Source organism: Planococcus sp. 107-1, assembly GCF_021513255.1.
In the GTDB taxonomy this organism is placed as follows: domain Bacteria; phylum Bacillota; class Bacilli; order Bacillales_A; family Planococcaceae; genus Planococcus.
This window is the reverse complement of the sequence record NZ_CP090977.1, coordinates 2,489,993-2,513,764: the sequence shown is the minus strand read 5'-3', so window position 1 is coordinate 2,513,764 and position 23,772 is coordinate 2,489,993. Positions and strand designations below refer to the sequence as shown.

The 23,772-nt window shown below is 40.7% G+C and carries 23 protein-coding genes and 1 pseudogene; 20 read left to right on the top strand and 4 right to left on the bottom strand.

All coding sequences use genetic code 11. The features are described from left to right. The first annotated feature begins 16 nt into the window (after positions 1-16). From L0M13_RS13095 to L0M13_RS13085, 3 genes and pseudogenes are all read left to right on the top strand, one after another. Positions 17-846: pseudogene (locus L0M13_RS13095) on the top strand (aldo/keto reductase). A gap of 202 nt (positions 847-1,048) precedes the next feature. Beyond that, positions 1,049-2,272 (top strand): MalY/PatB family protein, encoded by a 1,224-nt coding sequence (locus L0M13_RS13090; protein WP_235196925.1) that lies wholly within the window; start codon positions 1,049-1,051, stop codon positions 2,270-2,272. Positions 2,273-2,796: 524 nt separating this feature from the next. Continuing rightward, the gene (locus L0M13_RS13085) at positions 2,797-3,219 is read left to right on the top strand and encodes a hypothetical protein (protein ID WP_235196924.1); all 423 of its coding nucleotides are present in this window, start codon (positions 2,797-2,799) and stop codon (positions 3,217-3,219) included. A 77-nt stretch (positions 3,220-3,296) separates the two neighbouring features. Here the strand turns inward: L0M13_RS13085 and L0M13_RS13080 are convergent, their stop codons facing one another. Together L0M13_RS13080 and L0M13_RS13075 are read right to left on the bottom strand one after the other, a co-directional pair. Next, on the bottom strand, positions 3,297-3,746 hold the full coding sequence (locus tag L0M13_RS13080; protein WP_235196923.1) for a GNAT family N-acetyltransferase: 450 nt from the start codon (positions 3,744-3,746) through the stop codon (positions 3,297-3,299). Positions 3,747-3,780: 34 nt separating this feature from the next. Beyond that, positions 3,781-4,260: a hypothetical protein gene (locus L0M13_RS13075; protein WP_235196922.1), complete on the bottom strand. Its 480-nt coding sequence runs from the start codon at positions 4,258-4,260 to the stop codon at positions 3,781-3,783. A 267-nt stretch (positions 4,261-4,527) separates the two neighbouring features. Here L0M13_RS13075 and L0M13_RS18365 point away from each other — a divergent pair, with 267 nt between their 5' ends. Beyond that, positions 4,528-4,659, top strand: a complete 132-nt coding sequence (locus tag L0M13_RS18365) for a hypothetical protein (RefSeq protein WP_260107520.1) — start codon at positions 4,528-4,530, stop codon at positions 4,657-4,659. Next, a complete protein-coding gene (locus L0M13_RS13070; RefSeq protein WP_235196920.1) occupies positions 4,656-4,871 on the top strand; it encodes a hypothetical protein in 216 nt (71 codons plus the stop codon). Before L0M13_RS18365 ends, L0M13_RS13070 begins: the two co-directional genes overlap by 4 nt. Before the next feature lie 72 nt (positions 4,872-4,943). Here L0M13_RS13070 and L0M13_RS13065 read toward each other — a convergent pair whose 3' ends face one another. After that, a complete protein-coding gene (locus L0M13_RS13065; RefSeq protein WP_235196919.1) occupies positions 4,944-5,945 on the bottom strand; it encodes a GNAT family N-acetyltransferase in 1,002 nt (333 codons plus the stop codon). A 337-nt stretch (positions 5,946-6,282) separates the two neighbouring features. On the opposite strand from L0M13_RS13065, the gene L0M13_RS13060 reads away from it, so the two are divergent. The 10 genes from L0M13_RS13060 (at position 6,283) to L0M13_RS13015 (ending at position 16,553) form a co-directional block, all read left to right on the top strand. Next, positions 6,283-7,188, top strand: coding sequence for a GNAT family N-acetyltransferase (locus tag L0M13_RS13060; protein WP_235196918.1), 906 nt, complete (start codon positions 6,283-6,285; stop codon positions 7,186-7,188). Positions 7,189-7,239: 51 nt separating this feature from the next. Next, positions 7,240-8,247, top strand: coding sequence for a GNAT family N-acetyltransferase (locus tag L0M13_RS13055; RefSeq protein WP_235196917.1), 1,008 nt, complete (start codon positions 7,240-7,242; stop codon positions 8,245-8,247). A gap of 66 nt (positions 8,248-8,313) precedes the next feature. Then, complete coding sequence (locus L0M13_RS13050) at positions 8,314-8,778, top strand: VanZ family protein (protein ID WP_235199325.1); 465 nt, start codon at positions 8,314-8,316, stop codon at positions 8,776-8,778. Positions 8,779-8,980: 202 nt separating this feature from the next. Then, the gene (galE, locus tag L0M13_RS13045; RefSeq protein WP_311195570.1) at positions 8,981-10,150 is read left to right on the top strand and encodes a UDP-glucose 4-epimerase GalE; all 1,170 of its coding nucleotides are present in this window, start codon (positions 8,981-8,983) and stop codon (positions 10,148-10,150) included. Positions 10,151-10,176: 26 nt separating this feature from the next. Further along, entirely contained in the window at positions 10,177-11,160 is a 984-nt protein-coding gene (galE, locus tag L0M13_RS13040; RefSeq protein ID WP_235196916.1) for a UDP-glucose 4-epimerase GalE, read from the top strand. Between the two features lie 299 nt (positions 11,161-11,459). Further along, positions 11,460-12,662 (top strand): glycosyltransferase, encoded by a 1,203-nt coding sequence (locus L0M13_RS13035; RefSeq protein WP_235196915.1) that lies wholly within the window; start codon positions 11,460-11,462, stop codon positions 12,660-12,662. An 87-nt stretch (positions 12,663-12,749) separates the two neighbouring features. Next, positions 12,750-13,487 (top strand): YveK family protein, encoded by a 738-nt coding sequence (locus L0M13_RS13030; RefSeq protein WP_235196913.1) that lies wholly within the window; start codon positions 12,750-12,752, stop codon positions 13,485-13,487. Then, positions 13,484-14,170 carry a CpsD/CapB family tyrosine-protein kinase gene (locus tag L0M13_RS13025; RefSeq protein ID WP_235196912.1) on the top strand — a complete coding sequence of 229 codons (687 nt, stop codon included), beginning with the start codon at positions 13,484-13,486 and terminating at the stop codon, positions 14,168-14,170. The genes L0M13_RS13030 and L0M13_RS13025 overlap by 4 nt, the downstream gene beginning before the upstream one ends. 225 nt (positions 14,171-14,395) lie before the next feature. Beyond that, positions 14,396-15,526 carry a right-handed parallel beta-helix repeat-containing protein gene (locus L0M13_RS13020; protein ID WP_235196911.1) on the top strand — a complete coding sequence of 377 codons (1,131 nt, stop codon included), beginning with the start codon at positions 14,396-14,398 and terminating at the stop codon, positions 15,524-15,526. Positions 15,527-15,578: 52 nt separating this feature from the next. Beyond that, entirely contained in the window at positions 15,579-16,553 is a 975-nt protein-coding gene (locus tag L0M13_RS13015; RefSeq protein WP_235196910.1) for a hypothetical protein, read from the top strand. A gap of 60 nt (positions 16,554-16,613) precedes the next feature. Here L0M13_RS13015 and L0M13_RS13010 read toward each other — a convergent pair whose 3' ends face one another. After that, complete coding sequence (locus tag L0M13_RS13010) at positions 16,614-17,615, bottom strand: GNAT family N-acetyltransferase (protein ID WP_235196909.1); 1,002 nt, start codon at positions 17,613-17,615, stop codon at positions 16,614-16,616. 511 nt (positions 17,616-18,126) lie between these two features. Here L0M13_RS13010 and L0M13_RS13005 point away from each other — a divergent pair. The 5 genes from L0M13_RS13005 to rfbB are packed head-to-tail and all read left to right on the top strand — an operon-like array spanning position 18,127 to position 23,734. Then, positions 18,127-19,092, top strand: coding sequence for a glycosyltransferase family 2 protein (locus L0M13_RS13005; RefSeq protein ID WP_235196908.1), 966 nt, complete (start codon positions 18,127-18,129; stop codon positions 19,090-19,092). Between the two features lie 39 nt (positions 19,093-19,131). Continuing rightward, complete coding sequence (locus tag L0M13_RS13000) at positions 19,132-20,625, top strand: lipopolysaccharide biosynthesis protein (protein ID WP_235196907.1); 1,494 nt, start codon at positions 19,132-19,134, stop codon at positions 20,623-20,625. A gap of 18 nt (positions 20,626-20,643) precedes the next feature. After that, positions 20,644-21,795, top strand: coding sequence for a DegT/DnrJ/EryC1/StrS family aminotransferase (locus tag L0M13_RS12995; RefSeq protein WP_235196906.1), 1,152 nt, complete (start codon positions 20,644-20,646; stop codon positions 21,793-21,795). Between the two features lie 17 nt (positions 21,796-21,812). Beyond that, positions 21,813-22,700 carry a glucose-1-phosphate thymidylyltransferase RfbA gene (gene rfbA / locus L0M13_RS12990; protein WP_235196905.1) on the top strand — a complete coding sequence of 296 codons (888 nt, stop codon included), beginning with the start codon at positions 21,813-21,815 and terminating at the stop codon, positions 22,698-22,700. 17 nt (positions 22,701-22,717) lie between these two features. Beyond that, the gene (gene rfbB, locus L0M13_RS12985; RefSeq protein ID WP_235196903.1) at positions 22,718-23,734 is read left to right on the top strand and encodes a dTDP-glucose 4,6-dehydratase; all 1,017 of its coding nucleotides are present in this window, start codon (positions 22,718-22,720) and stop codon (positions 23,732-23,734) included. The last annotated feature ends 38 nt before the right edge of the window (positions 23,735-23,772 follow it).

Below are 23,772 nucleotides of genomic sequence, written 5' to 3'. Positions count from 1 at the left end.
AAATGGAGGCTACAAAATGTATAAAAGTTTACAAGATACAGTAACACTTAATAATGGGGTTAAGATGCCGATTATGGGGCTTGGAGTTTTTAAAGTGGAAGACGGAAATGTTGTAACAGAGGCAGTTAAAGCAGCTATTCAAAATGGCTATCGAAGCATCGACACAGCCTCGTTTTATGATAACGAAGCAGGAGTGGGAAAAGGGATTAAAGAATCTGGCGTTCCTCGAGAAGATTTATTCATTACCACAAAAGTTTGGAATAGCGACCATGGTTATGAAAACACCTTAAAAGCTTTTGATATCAGCTTAGAGAAACTAGGATTGGAATATTTGGACCTTTACCTGATTCATTGGCCAGTTAGAGGCAAATATGTTGAGACATGGAAAGCTCTAGAAAAGCTGTATCATGAGGGGAAAGTCAAAGCGATTGGCGTCAGCAACTTTAATATTCATCATTTAGAAGATATTCTGAGAGAAGGCGAAGTTAAGCCAGTGATTAACCAAGTTGAATACCATCCACATCTGACGCAAGTGGAGCTACGAGAATTCTGTGAACGTGAAGGCATTCAGTTAGAAGCGTGGTCTCCATTGAAAAAAGGCGAATTGCTAGGGGACCCGGTTATTCAACGGCTTGCTGAAAAGCATCAAAAAACCCCGCGCAAATTATTTTACGCTGGGATATCCAAAATAATGTCTTAACCATTCCCAAATCAATTAAAGAACATCGAATCATTGAAAATGCAGATATCTTCGATTTTTCATTGGAAGAAGAAGATATGCAAGAAATCAACGGCTTAAATATCAACAGCCGTAGCGGTGCAGATCCTGAAACGTTTAATTTCTAAGCTGTACCCAAATGCTGTATCCTTCTTAAAGACGGATACAGCATTTTCTTTTGTTAATTTTCAAACAAATAATGTGAGGCGGACTTATCTCAGCAGGATTTCACCTTATGCTTCAAGAATAGCTTAAGTGGAAATGTATATGATTAGACGAGCCGCGCGTCCATATGCCAAACTAGAAATAGAATAGAAAGGGAGTAGTGAAATGAAGTATAATTTCGATGAATTTGTAAATAGAAGAGGGACCTATTCGATGAAATGGGACGGCGGCGATATGATCAAGGAATTTGGATTGACGGAGCGCTATGATGAAGACACCATTCCTTTATTTACAGCGGATATGGATTTGCCGGTGCCGCAGCCGCTTGTCGATGCACTCCACAAAACAGTGGACCACCGTATTTTCGGCTATTCCGTTTTTCCGGAAGAATACTACGAAGCGATCCAGCGCTGGTTCGAAACGCGCCATGGCTGGAAGATTGAAAAAAAGGAAATCGTCTATAGCCCAGGGACTGTGCATGCGCTCAACGTAGCGGTTAAAGCGTTGACAAGTGAAGGCGACGGCATTATCATCCAGCGTCCGGTTTATCCGCCGTTTACATCAGCAATTGAAGGCAACGGCCGAAAAGTTGTCAACAATGCGATGGTCAAAAGGGAAGACGGGCAATACGCAATCGACTTTGAGGATTTTGAAGAAAAAGCGAAAGAGGAGAGAACGACCATGTTCGTCCTTTGCCATCCGCATAATCCGACTGGCCGCGTCTTCACGAAAGAAGAGCTCGCGCGCATGGCGGAAATTTGCCATCGCCACGACGTCGTGATTGTCGCAGATGAAATCCACGGCGATTTGATCCGTAAAGGTGAAGTATTCATCCCGATGGCGAAAGCCACTGAGTTTACCGATAAGCTCATCACTTTCACAGCCATCAATAAAACTTTTAATGTGGCCGGACTGCATTGTACGAATGTTATTATCACAAACGAAGATTTGCGGGCAACTTTCGCAACTGAAATGGGGATGCAGCTGCCATCGCCATTTGCAGTGTCTGCGTTGATCTCGGTTTACAACGATGGCGAAGATTGGCTTGATCAGCTAAAAGATTATGTTGATGGCACGATGCAAATGGTCAAAGACTATCTGGCTCTGCATATGCCGGAAGTGAAAGTGATTATTCCGGAAGGCACGTATGTAATGTGGCTCGATTTCAGCGGCTACAACATCAGCGCAAAAGAAATCCATGACCGGATTTTCAATAAAGCCAATGTCTTGCTTGAAGACGGCAATATGTTCGGGGAAGAAGGGGAAATGTACCAGCGGATCTGCATTCCATCTCCGCGTCCATTGATACAAGAAGCACTTGAGCGGATCTCCCGCGAGTTTGAAGACCTTTCAAAAAAACAGCCCGTTGAAAAAAAGGCGGCAAAATAAGAACGATTTTGAGAAAACCATCCCCGATTATAAAATGGGGATGGTTTTTAATTGATATAGCAAAAAGTTTAAAGGTGAAAATAATTTCCTAACCCGTAAATCTTGAATTGCGAGTATTACTATCTACCTCTATGGAAATTCTCTCCTTTGAGAAATTGCTCATTTAGTAGAAGATAATAGATCATACTAACTATTGAAAGTTATAAAATAAAAAAGGTTCTATTATTAAATATTAATAAAATGATTTTTATATTAAATATTCCTAAAAAAATAAAACTAGTAAGAATTTTTTAGGAATAATAATTATGAGTATATAAGTCTATTCTAAAAAATAATTAAAAGGTATATAATACCTAGTAAAGATAAAAATTAAAAGTCTAAAGAGATATTTTATTGTATATTAATTCAAGTTAATTTTGTAAAAAGTTAAAGGTAACATTCAGCAACAAAAGCACGTGTTGATAGATTGCTGCGGGTTTTCCAGAGAACATTAAAATACTTTATTACGTAGGAGAGAGGAATTCATGTTTATATTCAAAAGGGAACCAGTAGTAGAGGAATTTGATACAAGTAAATTTAAAAAAATTGTAGGGGAAACCGTAGAAGAAATGTTAAAAACGCGAGAGGAAACGGTGTATTTCTTAGATGAACATGACCTTGTCCTTGTTTTCTCGTGGGAGTTTGATCATCTTGAAGGCTCCCTTTATAAATGGTCAGAGTTCCAGACGTCTTTGGAAGAGGGTTCTTCTATCTACAACGAATCTTTATATACAGAAAAACGATATATTTACCGAAAAGACGATAACCTCGTCACTTACATAGATGATGAAAAAATAAAAGATTTCTCGATGGAAAACTTAAAAGTATTTTATTGTATGTGCGAATTGATCCGCCTATATGACATCCAAGTGGATAAAAGAGGCCGTTATCGATGCATTTGGTCATAATATGAATACGTAAACAAAAATAATGAAAAGACGATTTCAAAAGGCTTGTTTTGCCCTTTTAAATCGCCTTTTATTTTTTATTTGGCTTGAATGAGCTGCTCGGATTCCTTCAATTCATGATGGATTTTTTCCATCCAGATTTTGTTTCCAACGTAATAGGAGAATTCTGTATTTTTTCCAAACTGCTTTTTGAAAAGAAACAGGGAATCTTCAGGATCGCTCGTTCTTCCGCCGCCGTCGTGGATCAAAGAGATATTGTTTTCCTTCCCCCATAAGGTTAAAGCATATTGCAGAATTGAAGCAGAGGAAAGGTGATGATACTCTCCTAGAGTGCCCGATAGGTGCGTACTGATGAGCTTGCCATATACAAAATTAATCCCCATTCCGATTACTTTTCCTTCATGAAACACCTCGGTCAACAGAATGTTTTCACGCAGCAATGCCAAGCAATTATCAAAATAAGCTTCATCAAAAAAATAGATCTCTTCAGCTTGGTTTCGCTTCATCGTTTCATAATAAAGTTTCATGAAATCCCCTAAGCTGTCCGGTCGAACCGTTACTTTAAAGCTGACCCCGCTTATTTAATGCTTTCTTGATATTCCTTCGGCACGATTTCGAAAATTCGGCTTGGACCGGGTCTTCCGATAATGCCAGATTGGTGCCGGTTGTCTTTCGCTTGAAAGAAACGTCGTAGCAGTCTGCAAAATCTTCTGCATTCGAGAAAACAGGGTGGAAGCGCACAAACTCGCGGACAATCCGCTGCTCGTTGCAGTATTTTTGAAAAGCGGCTTGGAATTCTTTTACTAGAAAGGGCTTGTCGCGCTCAAGGCAATCGGATATCAATGGTCCGCCATAGCCGTAAGGCGTTTTAATTTCATAATAAGTTTGCCCACCCAGTCTTGTATCCAATTCGCATCGAATGTACAAATGTCTGATCGACCCTAATGGGTGTTGGAATTCAAATACCTCGCTAATTCCTTTTTCAATGGCTTCATATAAACGGGCGTAAGGCTTTTCAAAATAAATATCTTTTAAAGTCATGAATTCGCTCCTTTAATGAGAATGAAAAAACATATTGTTTTTAAGTATATACTAAATTCTTAATAAATTAAACTGAAAATTCAGTTTAAGATACATTGCCTATAAATTGAGTGAAGAAAAGAAGAAATATTCTTTATAAAGTAGTTCTAATTTTCAAACAATATGATATTATAGCACTAGGAAATAACTTCTTTAGTTTCTTTAGCCTCAGTCTCATCTTAACAAAGAGCTTGCCATCGACGTAAAACTGACAAAGGGGGATTATTGATGAACAGAGATGTATTCTTGCCTATGATTGAAAAGAAATACGCGAAAGGCTTGCACACAAGCGAGGTGCAGAACCCGGAAGATACATATTCACGTTCAGCGCAGCGGAACGCAGAAAATTTGAGTCGATGAAATTGTTTTTGTCGCTTGCTACTGTCTTTGGGGTCGCCCCTTTCAGTTTTGTGATTTTCGGCATTCTTCATGCTCATCTGGGACTAAACGTATTTCTTGCAGCTGTTTTCATGATGGCGGTCCCAATTGTTTTCAGCCATCTCCTCTCAGGTGTGATCCAGAAAGAATACGATAAGAAAATGAAGGAATTAAAAAAAGAGATGCTTCATTAATTCAAGGCAATAGTTAACTTCAACCATAGAAAAAAGGCGCAGGATGGGGGAATAACCCATCTTGCGTCTTTTTTATCCTACTTCCTTAGTTAGCCGAGCCCGATAAGCCGGAAAACAAGGGCTGTTTGGAACCGCTCCAACTGCTTCAATCAAACGTTCATAAACAGATGGGTTCCATATCTTATAGCCGAAATAATAATTGAACTCCGTATGTTTGCCGAACCGCTTTTTAAATTGGAATAGTTTGTCATCAGGGCTTGATGTTCTGCCGCCGCCGGAATGGATCAATTTCATGTTCTGTTCTTTCGCCCAAATAGTGAGTGTTTGCATCATTATGTAGACGGGCGATAAGTGAATCGTTTCCTGCAGCGTACCGGATAAATGGATATGGACATAATCACCATGGACAAAATTTAAAATCATGCCGATTACTTCACCTTCATAAACGGCTTCAATCAGCAAAATGGAAGGCCCGAGAAGTGCCAGGCATTTATCAAAATAATCATCTGTAAAAAAGTAGATGTCTTCCGCCTGGTTTTTTTGCAGAGTTTTATAGTAGAACTCTTTAAACAGTTTTAAACTTTTCGGGTGACGAGTCACACGAGTCTCGATTCCAGCCTTTGCTGCCCGTTTAATATTCTCTTTCGCCGATTTTGAAAACTCGCTTTGAACCGGATTTTCAAAATCGGCAATATTGGTGCCAATTGTTTTTCTTCTCCAAACTAATTTATACACCTCTTCAAAATCTTTTTCGTTTGAAAAGACGGGATGAAACCGGATAAATTCACTGACGATATTCTGTTCTTGGCAGTATTGCTGGAACGCATTTTGAAATTCTTTCGCTATAAGCGGTCGATTGGATTTTTCCTCACAGTGCATGAGTGGTCCGCCATATCCATAAGGCGTCGTTAAATCGTAATAGCAAATGCCATCCAGTTCAATATCAATTTTTCTTTTGATAAATAGGTGCCTAACGCTGCCAAGCGGGTGGGTGAATTCAAAAGTTTCACAGACACCGCCTTCGATTTCTTCATAAAGTTTTCCATAAGCTTCATCAAAATAGATGTCTGGCAATCCAATCACCCTCATTTCTTAAAATAGTAAACCTTTGAATTACACATAGTATAAGCGGAAAGTTGAATTAGGCAAATGAATAGTTAGATGTCCCTCAAACTATATTTAAATGCATTTCAGCTAAAATTTCAATAATGTATTCAGAATTATCTGTATTTAATATAGGCCTTTATGATATACTCTTTTCAAATATTTTAGAAATTAATTGATAGAAATTAGCTTATTTATCCTGTTTTTGGAAAGGAATGATGGAGTGAACGTGCAAGTGCCGGATATTTATTTTTTACCAGAGTGGGGGAAATTTTTTGAGACAAAAGAGATAGGCGGTGAATGGCGTATGTTTGAAATAAAGAATGACATCGGACATGTCTATTACCAGTTTATCGTCAGGCCAACGCCGGTACAGATAAGCGGTGCACTCTATTTCGATATCATCACGCCTTACGGATTTAGTGGACCGATTATTTTGAAATGCAAAGATGGGCAGCGGCAGCGTTTAGCTGCAGTCTTCCAAGAGCAATTCCAGCAGTATTGTGAAGATCATAAGATTGTCAGCGAGTATATCCGATTCAACCCATGGTTAAAAAATCGACTGGATTTTGAAGATTATTATGAGTTTCGCGATAACGGATATACGGTCTATATCGATTTGACTGGGGAAGATTATTTTATGGAGCAATTTTCTTCCCAGAGCAGAAGACAAGTGCGAAAAGCGGCTAAAAATAATGTCGTCATCGAACTGGATTTCATTGGCGAAAGCGCAAGTGAATTTCAGCGGCTCTATGAGCTGACAGCCAAAAAAAATAACATTGGCGACTATTATCTTTTCAGTTTGGATTCCCTGCACGCGTCGTTTGAAGTGTTCAGTGGAAAGCAATTTTTCATTAATGCGATTCATGAAGGGAACTACATCTCCTCATCTCTCATTCTTCATCACGGAGATTATATGCATTACCACTTAGCTGCAAATGATCCTGCGGCCTATCCACTGGCAGGGAATAGCCTCGTAATTTCCGAAGCTTGCCGGTGGGGAGTCGAAAATGGCAAAAAGGAATTTCATCTTGGAGGGGCTTCTGATGAGAACCTTTACCGCTTTAAGCAGAACTTTACAAAAGCGCCGTTTTTAGAGCTTTTGATGGGGAAGAAAATCCGCATGCAGGAAGCTTATGAGCAATTATCGGAAGCGAAAAAGGCAACGCAGGGAATTAAATATCCAGGCTATTTCCCACTGTACCGGGGTTAAGAGTGGGAATAGAAGCTTATCTAAAGAGAGAGAAGAAAAGAGGTTTTAAGTATGGAAGATATCTATTTCAAAAAAGATTATGCACGGCTCTATGAAAACGTCGAAGGCGGCATTGCTGAAGAATTTTCCTACGAAGGGCCACAAGGAATCATTAAGAATCTATTTATCAAAAGGGAAATTCCAATAGAAATCGAAGGTGGACCATACTACGACTTGACGACTCCTTATGGCTACGGAGGTCCAATCATTGTTGAGTATGAAGAAGGCTACAGAAAAGAACTTGTGAAAGAATACGAAGCGGCTTTTCAGCATTACTGTGAAGTAAATAAAATCGTATGCGAATTTGTTCGATTTCATCCGCTTTTCAATAATGCAGCTGATTTTAAAGACTGCTACGATATCCATTTCAAAAGAAAGACCATCCAGACACAGTTAAAAGATTTTGATGATCCTATCCAGCATGAGTATTCCTCGTCATGCAGAAGGGACATTCGACAGTCGCTCAGAGCCGGTGTTGAATTCCAAGTGGTTCAAAATCCGGACGATCTTCATGATTTTAAAAAAATCTATTATTTGACGATGAACCGGAATGATGCAGATTCCATTTACTATTTTGATGATGAATACTTTGAAAACTGCATGAAACTGTTAGGGGAATATCTTGTCACAGTAGAAGTGTTGTACGAAGGGAAAACAATTGGCATGAGCATCAGCTTTGCTTGCGGCAATACCATCCATGCGCACCTTACCGGGACGTTAAAAGAATATCACCGGCTAGCACCGGCCTATGTCCTGCAATATGCCCTTGCACAATGGGGGAAGGAACATGGCTATGAGCGAATCCATCATGGCGGCGGGAGAACGGGAGAGCCCGACGATAAACTCTATCAGTTTAAAAAGAAATTCAGCAAAAGCGAAGAGTTGGACTATTTCACAGGCCATCGCATCTGGCATCCCGAAAGATACGCTCATTTATGTGAAATGGTGGGTGCAGAAAAGAACGGGAGCACCCCGCAAGCTTACCGGATGACTGCTAAACCTGAAAAAACGATGAGTTGAAGAGAAAGGAGGCCAGAGAGGTGGTATAATAAAGCCAAACATTTGGAAAAAGAGGCTAATCGATTGATGAAAAATATACCTATAGCAGCTTGGGCAGCTGTCCTGATTTGGATGGCCGTCATTTTTTTCCTGTCCCATCAACCTGGTAGTGAATCAGGTGAATTAAGTTCCGTCATTACGGAAAAAATCATTGAAGCGGCTGAGCAGATTTCGCCGGCACTCGGAGATTCAGTAGAGACGCTGCATACTATCGTTCGCAAAAGTGCACATTTTATCGCCTACCTATTGCTAGGGATCTTGGCGCTCAATGCATTGCAAAAAAGTGGTGCAGGAGGATTCCGCAGTTATGCATATGCTTTTTTGATTGCTGCGGCGTACGCAATGTCCGATGAATTCCATCAGCTTTTTATCCCTGGCAGAAGCGGAGAAATACGGGACGTAGGGATAGACAGCGCGGAGCTGCAACCGGTTTACTGTTATTTTGGCTCATTAGAAAATGGTTCTTCTCTAAGCGGGTTTCCCAATCATTAAATTGAAGTTCGCTAAAAATCGTTCCTGCAAAAGGGAACGATTTTTTTATATTAAATATTTTTTCTATTATTTACAGTGAAAACTATCTAACAACCTACCCTTTTTAAAGTTTTTAGATAATTTAGACTATTTAACTTTAATTTAACCTAAGTCATTTAGTATAGAGATTCATTAGAAATCCTTGGGTAGGAGGAGGGCCACTATGATATTTATAACGGGCGGAGCTGGATTCATTGGCAGCCATGCAGCAGTTGAATTACTGGAAGCGGGACATGAAATTGTGGTTGCCGATACGTTGATCAACAGTCAGAGTGAAGCGATCCGGCGCATTAAAGGGATTACAGGCAAAGACTTTCCTTTCTATCAAGTCAATTTATTGGATTATAAGAAATTGAACGAAATTTTTTCTTTGCATCCGATTTCAGCTGTCATGCATTTTGCTGGGTTAAAATCGGCAGCTGAATCGGAAACTGACCCGCTAGCCTATTATCGGAACAATTTAGGAGGCACCTTGTACTTATGTGAAATCATGAAGAAGCATGGGGTCAAAAAAATAATATTCAGCTCTTCGGCTATGGTCTACGATGTCTCGGATGAAATGCCGCTCATCGAAGAGTCGCCTCTCGGCGCTTCCAATCCGTATGGCCGCAGTAAGTCGATGACGGAAGAAGTTCTTCAAGATTTAATCGCCTCGGATCCCGAATGGCGCATTGCTGTGCTTCGTTATTTTAATCCGATCGGAGCACATGAAAGCGGGTTGCTCGGTGAAGAACCAAAAGGCAAGCCGAACAATCTGATGCCGTTCATTACACAAGTGGCAGTTGGAAGGCGGAAAGTCGTGCAAGTTTTCGGTGATGATTACGAAACGCATGATGGAACCGGTGTCCGTGATTATATCCACATTGTCGACCTTGTAAAAGGACATGTAAAAGCTTTGGACTATTTAGAAACGCATAAAGGACTTGAAACATTCAATTTAGGTACTGGAAGAGGCTATTCCGTGTTCGACCTGATCCGGACTTTTTCTTTAGCTACGGGTATTGATATTCCTTATCAGATTGCCCCTCGCCGGAGTGGGGATGCAGCATCTTATTATGCGGATCCATCAAAAGCTGAATCGTACTTAGATTGGAAAGCAGAAAGAGATTTAATGCAGATGTGTAAGGACTCTTGGAACTGGCAAGCGAAAAATCCCTTTGGCTACAAAGAATCCACACATCCCGCTGCCGCTTTTTTAGGCGGGAGCTGGATAAAGCTTTTTAAATTTGAATGCTTGAGCGGGGCAGTGATTTCACGCTGCCCCTTATTCGAGGGGAATTACCCATTCCCTTTGAAAATATGCTATGCTTTTCACATATTTTGTAAAAACTAAATGTCTGAAAAATAAAGGGGAATTCGATGTCCATATTGATTTGCGGAGGCGCCGGCTATATTGGCAGCCATACGGTAAAAGAGTTGATCGGAAATTATGATGTCGTTGTACTGGATAATTTGACCACGGGGTTTCCTTTCCTGCTGAACGAAAAAGCAACATTCATTAACGGAGACTTAGGTGATGAGGAAACCTTGGATAAAGTATTCACAGAACACAATATTGAAGCAGTCTTCCACTTCGCAGCCAATAGCCTAGTTGGTGAATCTGTCACACAGCCTTTAAAGTATTATCAAAATAATGTTGGGGCCACCATCATGCTTTTGAAAAAGATGGTTGAATACGGTGTGGACAAGTTTATCTTTTCTTCTACAGCAGCTACATATGGAATTCCCGAAACTGCGATTATCACAGAAAACAATCCGACGAAGCCGATCAATCCATACGGCCGTTCGAAATTGATGGTTGAACGGATTCTTGCAGATACCGCTAAAGCCCATGATTTCAAATACGTCATTTTACGGTATTTTAACGCAGCAGGCGCACACGCTTCCGGGGAGATAGGGGAAAGCCATGATCCCGAAAGCCATTTGATACCGATTATCTTGCAGCACCTTCTTGGAGAGCGTGAAAAGATTTCCGTTTTCGGAACCGACTATGAGACTCGAGACGGAACTTGCATTCGGGACTATGTCCATGTTACTGATTTAGCGAACGCGCATATTTTGGCATATGAAGGCTTAGTCAAAGGCGTTGTAGAGAATGAAATTTTCAATCTCGGCAATGGTTCCGGCTATTCGGTAAAAGAAGTGATTGACCTTTGTGAGAAAGTGTCTGGCAAAAAAGCAGTAATCGATTATACGGAACGCCGTCTTGGAGATCCTGCGGTGCTAGTCGCATCTTCTCAAAAAATCCAGGATATTCTTGGATGGACGCCGAAATACAAATTAGAAGAAATTATTAAGAGCGCATGGAATTGGCATAGCAAGAGCCTTAATCGCCAAATTTAAAAAGAATTCAACGAAACCTTTCAGCGAAAATAGCAGTCTACCCTTTGAAAAGGGCAGGCTGTTTTTTCTTGAAATCTTCTCTTGCTCCTTTAGTATTAAGCAATTTCAGTCCTTCTAACTATTAAAAGAAAAATTATTTCAAATATTTTCAGAATTATTAGGTATTTCAGTTAAATTCGTATTATAATGATTTTATTAACTATGAAACCTATGTCCATTCAACTGTATTTTGATTATAATGAACCAAATCATTTGTAGAAGCAGTCTTTTTTTTCACCTAAGCAATAGGGAGTGGAGTGATGAAGATGCAAATTGATCATTTTGTGGTAGCGCCGTCTGGTATTGGAGATGACGCATTAAAGTATAGAAGGCACCGGCTCGTAGAAAAACTGTTGCAGCATCCAGATACGGGAAAGGTCTTTTGGATTTCTCCTATCGAAACGGGCAACAAAGGAGAGCTACTCAGGAAGGAAAAACGTTGGAGAAGAGTGGATCAGTCAGAAAAACTCGTAGAGCTGAAAATCAATGATTACAAGAATATCATCAATCTTCAAAGCGGAATGACACTTTCCATTTTCAAGAAAATCGTAAAAGAAGTCAGCGAAGGAGAAAAGCGAATTCTTTGGTTCACTTATCCGGGATTCAGCGATTTAGCAGCAGCTGCAAAATGGGATCGCATTGTTTATGACTGCAGTGATTCCTGGGGGAGTACTTGGGTACAGCCGAGCGGCTTGAAACGGGTAAAACCAGCTATCTTAAAGAAAATGATTCAGCTTTCAGAGAGAAGAGTTGCGAAAAGCAGCGTGGTCCGCTTCGCGAGTTCGCAATTTCTAGGTGATAAAATTGAGCGCATCACCGGCCAACCAGCTGTAATCATTGAAAATGGAGTCGAGTACAATGATTTTGCAAATGCGCCAATAGCTGAATTGAAGAACATTCCCTCGCCGCGGCTCGGTTTTATAGGCGGCATTAAAAGTAAACTCGATTTTGAGCTTCTCTATAAACTAGCTATAACAGCACCTTCTGTCCAACTGATACTCGTCGGTCCTGTAGCAAAAGAAAAAAATGAATCGCTCGATAAGCTGCTGGCATTGAAGAATGTTCATAGCTTGGGCGGCGTAAAATATGAAAACGTTCCGCGGTATATGAAGGCGATGGATGTTGGGGTGCTGCCCTATAAAAAAATTGAATACAATCAAGCAGTCAGTCCATTGAAAATGTTCGAATACTTAGCAGCTGGAATACCGGTAGTCGGCATCGGCGTGCCCACTACAGAAAAGTATCAGCAATCCGGCGTCTATTCCTATGCGAAAAGCGATTTGGAGTTTATCTCAGAATGCCTAAAAAGCATTAAATTTAGAAATTCTGATAGCTTGATTCAAGAAAGGCAAATAGTTGCGAAGAAACAAGATTGGGAAGAGAAGCTCTCATTAATGGTCCATCTGGCAAAAGATCCGTTATATGAGGAGGAATTTAAGCTCTTAAATAATCTGAATTATTAGATTTAATTAACGGAATAAAGATTTTCAGGTTCTATGGGCCTATTCAAATCAGTGTAAAAGAAAATTCGGAGCAAAGGGGACAGCGAAATGATTGAAGAAATAAATTTGCGGACGGTATATGGAATTATTAAAAAGAGGATTTTGATGATTGTCAGTCTGGTCATTTTAGCCGCTGTATTGGCTGGAGCGGCGACTGTTTACTTAGTGACGCCTATTTACCAGACTTCCACCCAGATTCTGATCAACTCAGAGCAAAGTGAAACGATGCCTATTACGAATACAGACATTCAAACGAATCTTCAATTGATCAATACGTACAGTGTCATCATTAAAACACCTTTTATACTCGATCAAGTAATCGAACGCTTGAATTTAACGGCAACAGCGGAAGAGCTGACAAATAAAATAACCGTGAATTCAGCGTCCGAGTCTCAAGTTATTGATATTTCCGTGAGAGATGAAAATGCGGCCGAAGCAGTCAAAATCGCGAATATGATTGCAACGGTTTTCCAGGCAGAAATTGAAGAATTGATGAATGTGGACAATGTTAATATTCTTTCAACAGCAACATTGAGCGAAAACCCGGAACCTGTTGAGCCCAATTTGGTGATGAATATTGCAGCAGCTGCTGCAGGCGGGCTTGTACTTGGGGTGGGCATCGCCTTCTTGCTGGCATTTTTAGACACCACGGTAAAAAGTGAAGAAGATGTCGAGGAGTTGCTCGGTCTCCCAATACTTGGTGTAGTGTCGCCGATGAATGAGAATCACAAAATCCGCAAGATTGAGCAAGTGTCGCTTAAAGAGAAGGAGGCGTTCAGAACATGAGTAAAACGAAACGGAAAATAGATCGTACCGGAAGAAAATTAGTTGCTTATACAACACCGAAAAGTTTCGTTTCGGAACAATTCCGGAATGTCAGAACGAATATTAATTTTTCAATGGCTGATAAAGAAATCCGGTCGCTTGCGATTACTTCTGCAGCTCCTGCAGAAGGGAAGTCGACTGCTGCGGCTAACTTGGCCGTCGTCTTTGCACAAGAAGGAAAGAAAGTTCTTCTAATTGATGGCGATATGAGAAAACCGACGATGCACCACACTTTTGAAATCCGCAACACGGTCGGATTGTCGAGTGTATTGACTCGCCGCTTGCCAGTAGAAGCCGCGATTAAAAAAGGGCCGATCAGCGGGCTTCATTTATTGACTTGCGGACCGATTCCTCCCAATCCGGCTGAATTGTTAGCTTCAGAGACAATGGCTCACCTGATCCAACATTTAGGAAAATCCTATGATTTGGTCATCTTCGATTCGCCGCCGATTTTATCAGTAGCTGATGGGAAATTGATAGCGGATCATTGTGAAGGAACCGTGTTGATCATCAATTCAGGCACCACTGAAAAACGTGGAGCGTTAAAAGCGAAGGAGATGATTGAACTGACCAGCAGTAAGCTTTTGGGAATCGTCCTCAATAACTTTACGCAGACGAAAGAAACATACTACTACCAATATTAAAGACTTTGGCGAAGCCGCAGCTGGAAGGAAATCCACCTCCTTTAGCAAACGGCTTTTCTATTGTCTTTAGATATTAGAAAATTCTAATAATAACTATTAATTTGTGTATTTCTCTGATAATATTAATAAAATGATATCTCTAAAGAGAGGCGTGTGAATTCTCCTAAAACAACCTGGCAATCGTTTCAAAGAACTTTATTTTTAAATAGCCAAAGGAGGATTTAATTGGATAATGCAAAATGGTTAAGGTGGATGGTCGTTTTTCTTGGAATCGCTGGAATCAGTTATCTCTTGTATATGAATTTGAATAGATCTGAAGTTGCGATGGAACCAGAGGATGAAAAAATGTTAGAGGATAAGAACGGTTTGGTAGGAGATGGCATAGCGGATGATACCGCTGCGCTGCAAGCAGCCATTAATGAAGTGCCTACTGGAGGAACCCTGAAATTGCCGGATGGCATCTATAAAGTAAGCCGAAACCCGAATCTGAAGGCGGTCACCGGATATGGAGAAAGTCATTTTGCGCTTGAAATCACCAATCCAATCACTATTGAAATGGATGAAGTGACCATTAAAACGGAAACCGACGGACGCTACGGAATATTTTGGATTCATGATACGGCAGATGTTCATTTGAAGGGCGGCTCGCTCATCGGGGACAAATTTCCGGTTGATGCTGAATTGACTTCCAATATTGCTGTGCTCTTGCATGAAACGCAAAATAGTACGATTGAAAACACGTATACAAAAAACCACTCCCAGGGAATCCATCTGCATGATGCGGATAATAATTTAATCCGAAACGTCACATCAGAATACAATTATGGCTCCGGCATCATCAATTTTTCGTCCAACAATAACATCATCGATTCCTGTGTTGTCCGGAATTCGAGCGACGGGCATCTTTCTTTATACGGGGTGGGGGAAAACAATACCGTAGTTAATTGTGTAGTTACGGAAGACCGTCCAGACCATACGATTGAACAAGGGATTACCGTAGAGAGCGAAAAGAATAGCCGCATTGAAAACAATACCGTCAGCGGATTTTATTATGGCATTGATATTAAAAATGGCGCTGAATCGAATATTATCACCTCCAATAATGTTTTTGATAATGAATACAATATTGCGATTCGCCCAGGAGACGGCGGAGAAAATCTTTTGACGCCAAGCCATGATATTGTCATCACCAATAATTTTGCGACGAATCCGAGGGGCAATTCGCATTTCGGGATTTTTGTAGACATTGGGGAAGGGCATGTCATTACGGGGAACACGGTAAACAAAGGGAATTTGATCATCACAGATCCGAAAATGTTTGCCAAATATGAAAAGCAAAATTCTTATGTAGAATAGCCTCGAGCTAAGTTTTGAAGCGGAATAGATAAAGTATCGAAGGGGTGTTGATGTGAAGGAAATCGGGGGATATTTTGAACTTGAGAATTTAGCGGGGCAGGAATTTTATCCGGATCTACTCGCATTAAATAGTGCGCGGAATGCTCTGTTATATGTAATGAAAGCGAGAGCGATTAAAAAAATATACATTCCTTATTATTTATGTGATTGCATACGGGATACCTTGCAGAATTACAGCTATGATTTCGGCTATTACCATATCGATGAGGATTTTAAGCCGAAAATCGATCATAGGCTGGAAAACGGGGCTTACCTTTATCTCGTCAATCATTACGGCCAGCATTCAAATGACACGATTAAGAAATTCGAATCTTTGTATGGCTCGCTTATTGTCGACAATACCCATGCGTTTTTTCAGCCACCGCTTCCAAGAATCGATACAATTTATTCCTGCCGAAAATTTTTTGGGGTACCGGACGGCGCCTATCTTTCTACGGATGCGGTATTGGATGAAGAATTGGCAGTGGATATTTCCAAAGACCGTTATCCGTATTTATTGGGGCGGTTTGAAGGGAAGGCATCGGATTATTATAAGGAATACCATGAAGTCAATGAATTATTTGATTTGGAGCCGCTGAAACACATGTCTAAGCTAACGCATAATATTATGGGTGCTATTGATTATGAAAAAGCGAAAGAGGTCCGCAGCCGCAATTTCAGTTATTTAGCAAATGAGCTTCGCCTATTGAATCCTTTAAATGTTTTTTCTCCAGAAGGTGCTTTTGCCTATCCATTTTACTGCGAAAACGGACCTGAAATCAGAAAGCTTTTAGCTGGACAGAAAATTTATATCCCTACGCTTTGGCCGAATGTTTTGGCTGATACCGAAGAAACTTCTATTGAGAATCGCTATACGGCCAATATCCTGCCGCTTCCATGTGATCAACGCTATAGCCTGGAAGATATGGAGTATATGGCCGGCCTATTGAAAGAAGCGCTGAATAATTATATTGCCATCAAAAGATGAAGCCAAGAAAGCTGCCAGCCATTATGGATTCGGCAGCTTTCTTGGCTTTTGCTAACAGGATTAGACTCTCGAAGGTGTTTCGACAGGGTTGCGATATGCAGGGAAAAAATCACTTTCCATTAAAATGCCGCTTTTTTCACATAGCTGTTCATATACTTCCACATTCCAAATTTTCGAGCCGGTATAGTATTCAAACTGTGTGTTCTGTCCAAATTTTTTCTTGAAGAGGTAAAGTTTGTCGTCCGGTTCACTTGTTCTGCCGCCTCCTGAGTGAATCAGCTCGGCGCCATTCGATTTGCCCCATTCTGTGATTGCATAGGTCATGACATAAACGGGAGACAGATGATGAAATTCTTCTTTGGTAGCCGAGAGGTGCGTATGGATCCACTTATTGTAGTGAAAATGGAGTTCCATGCCAATCGTTTTTCCTTCGTATATGGCTTCGACCAAAAGGATATTGTCGCCGAAGTATGCCAAGCAGTTTGAAAAGTAGATGTCATCAAAGAAGTAGATATCGTGTGCGCCAATTCTTTTCATCGTCTCCACATACATCGTGCGGAATGGTGCCAAGCTTTCTGGTTTTTTTGTGATTCGATAGGTAACGCCGGCCTTTAATGCTTTACGAATCGTTTTTCTAGTGGATTTTGAAAATTCATGTTGGATTGGATCGGTATAAGGGGCTAATGCCGTGCCAGTAGTGAAACTTTTAAAAGAAAGTTCATAGCAGGCTGAAAAATCCTGGGCATTGGAGAAGAGAGGATGGAACCGTACAAACTCGCAGACGATTTGCTGCTCTTTGCAGTATGCGGAGAATGCTGCTTCAAACTCTTTTGCGAGCACGTTTCTTTTTCCTTCTTTGCATGAAGTGATGAGTGGTCCTCCGTAGCCATAAGGAGAAAAAATATCATAAAATTGAATGCCGTTTAGTAAATAAGGAATTTCTTTCTTGATAAACAGATGCCTCACAGAGCCAGTTGAACTTTGAAAATCAAAAATTTCACATTTGCCGTTTTCAATTTGCTCGTACAAGAGCCCATAATTTTTCTTATAGTATACATCCACTAATTAATGCACCTCACTTTGTTTTATAAGAATATATTTTAGACGAATCGGATCGAACAAAACCAACAGACTCCTAAAAATTCCTGAATCAGGGAAACATCAATTTAATTATATCAACAACAAATAGAAAAGTGAATAAGAAAACTATTTATTCAGAATAATATTGAGCGAAATACTTTTATAGAGTTGGTTATATAGATTTAAATTACAAGATTAATACAATTTATATTTTCTAAATAAATAAAATAATCTAAATAATCTGTTACTTATGGTGCATTCTGTGATAGAATGAAAATTAAATAGAATCACTTAAGTAGAAAGTATTAGTATTATTTCGAACTAAAAGGATTATTTTAACAAACCCGTTACTAATGGCTCTCATTATTGGTTATTGGGTTTCTGATGAAAGGAAGACTGATAAAACCTTAGATGTAATTGCCTGAACGAGAGTGGACTGATGGAAGCGATCTCTTGAAATAGAAGAATTTAATTGAAGAGGAGCCATATAAGGATGGAAAAAGAGATGATGGTGAGCATTACCTGTGAAGCCTATAATCATGAAAAATATATAGCGGATGCACTTGAAAGCTTTCTTATGCAAAAAACCGATTTTTCATTTGAAATCCTTATTCATGATGATGCTTCAACTGACCGGACAGCAGAAATTATCAAAGAGTATGAAAGAAAATACCCAGATATTATAAAACCCATCTACCAAGTAGAAAATCAATATTCAAAAGGGGTCAGTGTAGAGCTGATCAACAGCAGCAGGGCTAGTGGGAAATACACAGCTATGTGTGAAGGCGATGATTACTGGACGGATCCGCTCAAACTTCAAAAGCAAGTGGATTATATGGAAGCTCATCCGGAGTGCAGCATGTGTGTGCATGGGGCTTACAAGGTATCTTCCAGCCGGAAAAAGGTGGTTGCAAAAGTGCGGCCGAGTGCAGAAAGCAGAATTTTCACGATTGTAGAATTGATTGAAGGCGGAGGAGATTTTGTTGCTACCAATTCGATTATGATTGCCCGTGAAAAGGTAGGCGAAATGCCGGCGTTTTATTTGAATGCTGTAGTTGGCGATTATCCTTTAGTGATTTACGCTGCCCTCAAAGGCAATGTCTATTATATAGATGAAATCATGTCAGCCTACCGCATTGGTGTGAATGGTTCCTGGACAGACAGGGAATTAGGCACTTTGAGCAAAAAGACGCAGCATGTCTATGACATTGCAGCAATGCTGGATGAAATCAATGCGTACACACATTTTCAGTACGATGCGGTAATCAACCGCACGAAGAAGAAAAACCATCTTTGCCTCTTAATTGAAATGGGAGAAAAAGAAGAAGCGAAAAAACCGGAATATAGCGAGCTGTACAAAGAATTAGGATTGAAAAGAATCGCGGCTTTGAAAGTGAAGCATTCATTTCCACGTATTGCCTGCGTATTAAAAGCAGTGAAATGGAAACTGATTACGTAAAAAAGAGTGAAACCACCTTATTTTGATTGGAGCCAGCTTATGGAAAAGCAGAATTCCTTAAAGAAAAAGACAATAAGCGGATTGCTTTGGAGCTTTGGTGACTTGGTTGGGAACCAAGGTGGGCAGTTTATCATTCAAGTCGTACTGGCCAGAATGTTGCTTCCAGAAGATTTTGGACTGATTGGCATGATTTTGATTTTTATAGCCATTTCCAATTCCATTACAGACAGTGGATTTACCCAAGCACTGATTCGTGAGCAGAAAGTGACTCAAACGGATTATTCCACGGTCTTCTATTTCAATATTGCTGTTTCATTTTTTATCTATACTCTTCTCTATTTGACAGCGCCGGCTATCAGCTCTTTTTATAGCCAGCCTGATTTGACCATGCTGATCCGAGTACTTTCGCTTGGCGTGATCATCAATTCTTTTGCCATCATTCCAAGAGCAATGTTCACGAAAGAAGTGAATTTCAAAGTCCAAGCAAAAGTGAATTTAACGGCAAGCATCTTGTCAGGAGTTTTTGCTGTTGGGGCAGCTTTTGCCGGACTGGGAGTTTGGAGCTTAGTCATCCGGCAATTGACAATGAATGCAGTCCAGTCGCTATTTTTGTCCCTATCAAGAAAGTGGATGCCCTCATTCGTATTTAGCTGGAAATCCTTTAAACGCTTGTTTGGTTTTGGATGGAAATTATTGATTTCGGGTTTGATCGATACAATCTATACGAATATTTTCTTCTTGATCATCGGGAAGCAATATTCGGCGAGAAGCCTTGGATATTATACAAATGCCTCCAAATTTAGTGATGTTGCTGCACAAACGTTGACAGCTACATTGCAGCGTGTGACGTATCCTGTGCTCAGCAGCCTTCAAGATGATGAAAATCGAATCAAGCAAGCTTTCCGTAAAATCATTAAGTTATCCGGTTTTATTATTTTTCCGGTTATGGCAGGAATCGCTGCCATAGCTGGACCGCTCATCCATCTAGTTTTGGGGGAACAATGGGCCGGAATGGTGGTCTATTTTCAATTGCTGTGCATTGCCGGAATGCTTTACCCCATCCATGCCTTGAATTTAAATATTCTCCAAGTGCGCGGCCGCTCTGATTTGTTCCTGTACTTGGAAATTGCCAAAATGGTGGTCTTGTCTTTGCTCATCTTTTTAGCAATCTGGTTCAAGCTTGGCATCATGGGGCTTGTCGGCGTCATCGTCCTCGATTCTTACGTCGCTTTGTATTTCAATACTTATTTTTCTGCCCGTGAAATTTCCTACTCCATTAAAGAGCAGGTAAAGGACTTGTTCCCGATGTATCTCATTTCTCTTGCAATGGGAATTGCTGTTTATATCGGCGGTGAATACCTGTTTGAAAGCAATTTGTTGAAATTGCTGTTCCAGATCAGTTTGGGCATCATCTTATACATTGCAATCAGTAAGCTTTTGAGAATTAAGGAATTGAGTATTGTTGTTGATTTGCTTAAACCGATGTTGAAGAAAATCAGCTTTGCTAAATCTAGTGATATAAAAAAAGTATGATCGCGGGGGATGAAGAATATGGCCAGTCCATTTGAAAATCCGATATTTATCACCAGTCCATTAATGCCGAAAGTGGAAGATGTCACGAATAAAATCAGCGAAATCTGGAAAAGCGGCCAGATTACGAATAACGGGAATCAGCATAAAGAATTGACTAAGCAATTAGAAGCCTATTTGCAAGCGCCGAATCTCTCCTTGTTCAACAACGGGACACTGGCTTTGCTGCTTGGCATAAAAGCGCTTGGGCTAACTGGCGAAGTCATTACGACGCCTTTTACATTTCCAGCCACCGTCCAGGCATTGGATTGGAACGGCCTGAAGCCTGTTTTTTGCGATATCGATCCCATCACTTTAAACATCGATGCTTCTAAAATAGAAGCGTTAATCACGGAAAAAACCTCCGCTATTTTAGCGGTCCATGTTTTTGGAAATCCATGTGATGTAGACCAGATTGAGAAGATTGCCAGAAAACATAAATTGAAAGTCATCTACGACGGAGCGCATGTTTTTGGTGCGAAACTGCATGATCGGCCAATAAGTGATTTTGGGGATATGACGATGTTCAGTTTCCATGCAACCAAATTATTTAATACCATCGAAGGCGGCGCTTTAGCAGTTAAAGACGAAGAATTGCTTCAGAAATTGAATCTCTTGAAAAACTTCGGAATCCTGAATGCAGAAGAAGTGGTGCTTTCAGGCTTGAACGCTAAAATGAACGAAGTCCAGGCGGGCATCGGAATCGAAGTGCTGAAGCTCGTAGAAGAAGAGCGCCTAAAAAGGCATCAATTGAAAAAAGCCTATGAAGGGCATTTCTCAGAAGTTCCAGGCATCCGTCCGATTACCGTGCTAGAAGGGGAATCGAGCAGTTACCAGTATTTCGTCATTGAAGTGGATGAACAGGAATTCGGCAGTTCGAGGGACTGGCTGCATCAAGAATTGGAGAAATACAATGTCTTCACCCGCAAGTACTTTTATCCGCTATGCAGTGATTTTGACTGGTATCGACAGCTTGAATCTGCGAAACCGGAAAACTTGCCTGTTGCACAAAAAGCAGTGAAACAAGTCTTATCCATGCCGTATTACGGTAACTTGCCGATAGAAGCGGTAAATCAAATTTGCCAATTGATTAAAGAACTTCAACAAAGTTTGAAGGCCTTGACTCGAATCTAAGAAAAGAGGGATTGGTTATGAAAGGGATCATTTTAGCCGGAGGATCCGGAACGCGCCTTTATCCATTAACGAAATCCATTTCGAAACAGATGCTGCCGGTTTATGACAAACCGATGATTTATTATCCGCTTTCGGTGTTGATGCTTGCGGGCATCAAAGAAATTTTGATCATTTCGACTCCACGGGACGTGGCCGGTTTTTTGAGCCTTCTTGGCAATGGACAAAAATTAGGGATTAAATTGGAATATGCTATTCAAGAAGAGCCGAAAGGGTTAGCTGAAGCATTTACCATTGGGGAAAGTTTTATCGGCGACTCTCCCGTCGCATTGGTGCTGGGTGACAACATTTTCTACGGATCCGATTTTGGAAGCCGGTTGATCGAATCGGCTGAACTTGAGCATGGCTGCATCATTTTTGGCTGCCATGTCGCTGATCCGAGAGCATATGGCGTAGTAGAAGTCGGGGATGACAATAAGGTCCTTTCGATTGAAGAAAAACCGAAAGAACCAAAATCTTCTTTCGCAGTTCCAGGCTTGTATTTCTTTGATAATCAGGTGATTGAAATCGCTAAAAACATTCATCCTTCAGAACGCGGAGAATTGGAAATTACTTCTATTATAGATGTCTATCTGCAGCGCGGAGAGTTGACGGTCAACCTGATGGGACGCGGCCTTGCCTGGTTGGATACAGGAACTCATGAAGCATTGCTGCAGGCGGCTAATTTTGTCGAAGCCATTCAAAAAAGACAAGGGTTATACGTATCTTGCATCGAAGAGATCGCCTACCGCCGGGGCTATATTTCTCGCACGCAATTAGTGGAATTGGCGGAGCCGTTGATCAAAACCGATTATGGAAAATATTTGATTGATATCGCTGCAGAAAAATCCTTTCAATTAAACAATTGAGAATAGAGGTCTTGCTGATGAAAAAAGTATTAGTAACTGGTGGAGCAGGGTTTATCGGCGGTAATTTCGTTCATTATATGGTGGAAAAATATCCTGAATACCATATTTTTAATCTGGATGCCTTAACTTATGCCGGAGACTTGACGAAGCATGGGGAAATTGAAGGGAAAAGCAATTATACGTTTGTCCATACAGATATAACGAAAAGCTTGGAAATTCATAAGCTTTTTGAAAAGGAAAAGTTTGATTATGTTGTCCATTTTGCAGCTGAAAGCCATGTCGACCGTTCAATCCGTGAACCGGAAGTATTTATCCGCACGAATATATTAGGCACACAAATTCTGTTGGAAGCTGCAAAACGAATCGGAGTCCAAAAGTTTGTTCATATTTCAACAGATGAAGTATATGGAGAGCTGGATTTTGATCCTTCTACATTCTTCACAGAAGAGACTCCGCTTCAGCCGAATAGCCCTTATAGTGCAAGTAAAGCCTCATCCGATTTATTGGTGCGTTCGTATTTCGAGACCTTCGGTTTGCCAGTCAATATTACGCGCTGTTCCAATAACTACGGTCCTTATCATTTTCCGGAAAAGTTGATCCCATTGACCATTTCTCAAGTTTTGAAAGATCAACCCGTTCCGGTTTACGGAGATGGCAAAAACATTCGGGATTGGCTGCATGTGGCGGATCATTGTTCGGCCATTGATCTGGTTCTCCATAAAGGAGAATTAGGTGAAGTCTATAATATCGGCGGCCATAATGAACAATCCAATTTGGAAGTGGTGCAGACGATTCTCAAAGGGCTAGGGAAATCCGAAGAATTGATCAAATATGTACCCGACCGCCTTGGCCATGATCGCCGTTATGCCATCGACCCGTCCAAATTAGAGAAGCTGGGCTGGATTCCGACGTATAGTTTCGACAGCGGCATTCAGCAAACCATTCAATGGTATTTGGAAAACCAGGATTGGTGGGAGCATATCCTGAAACGGCAGCGCCAGCCAAAACCGGATTTGCAGCCTATCAGCAAATAATGAAAAAGAAAGCCATATAGGTTCAAGGGGCGTCATCC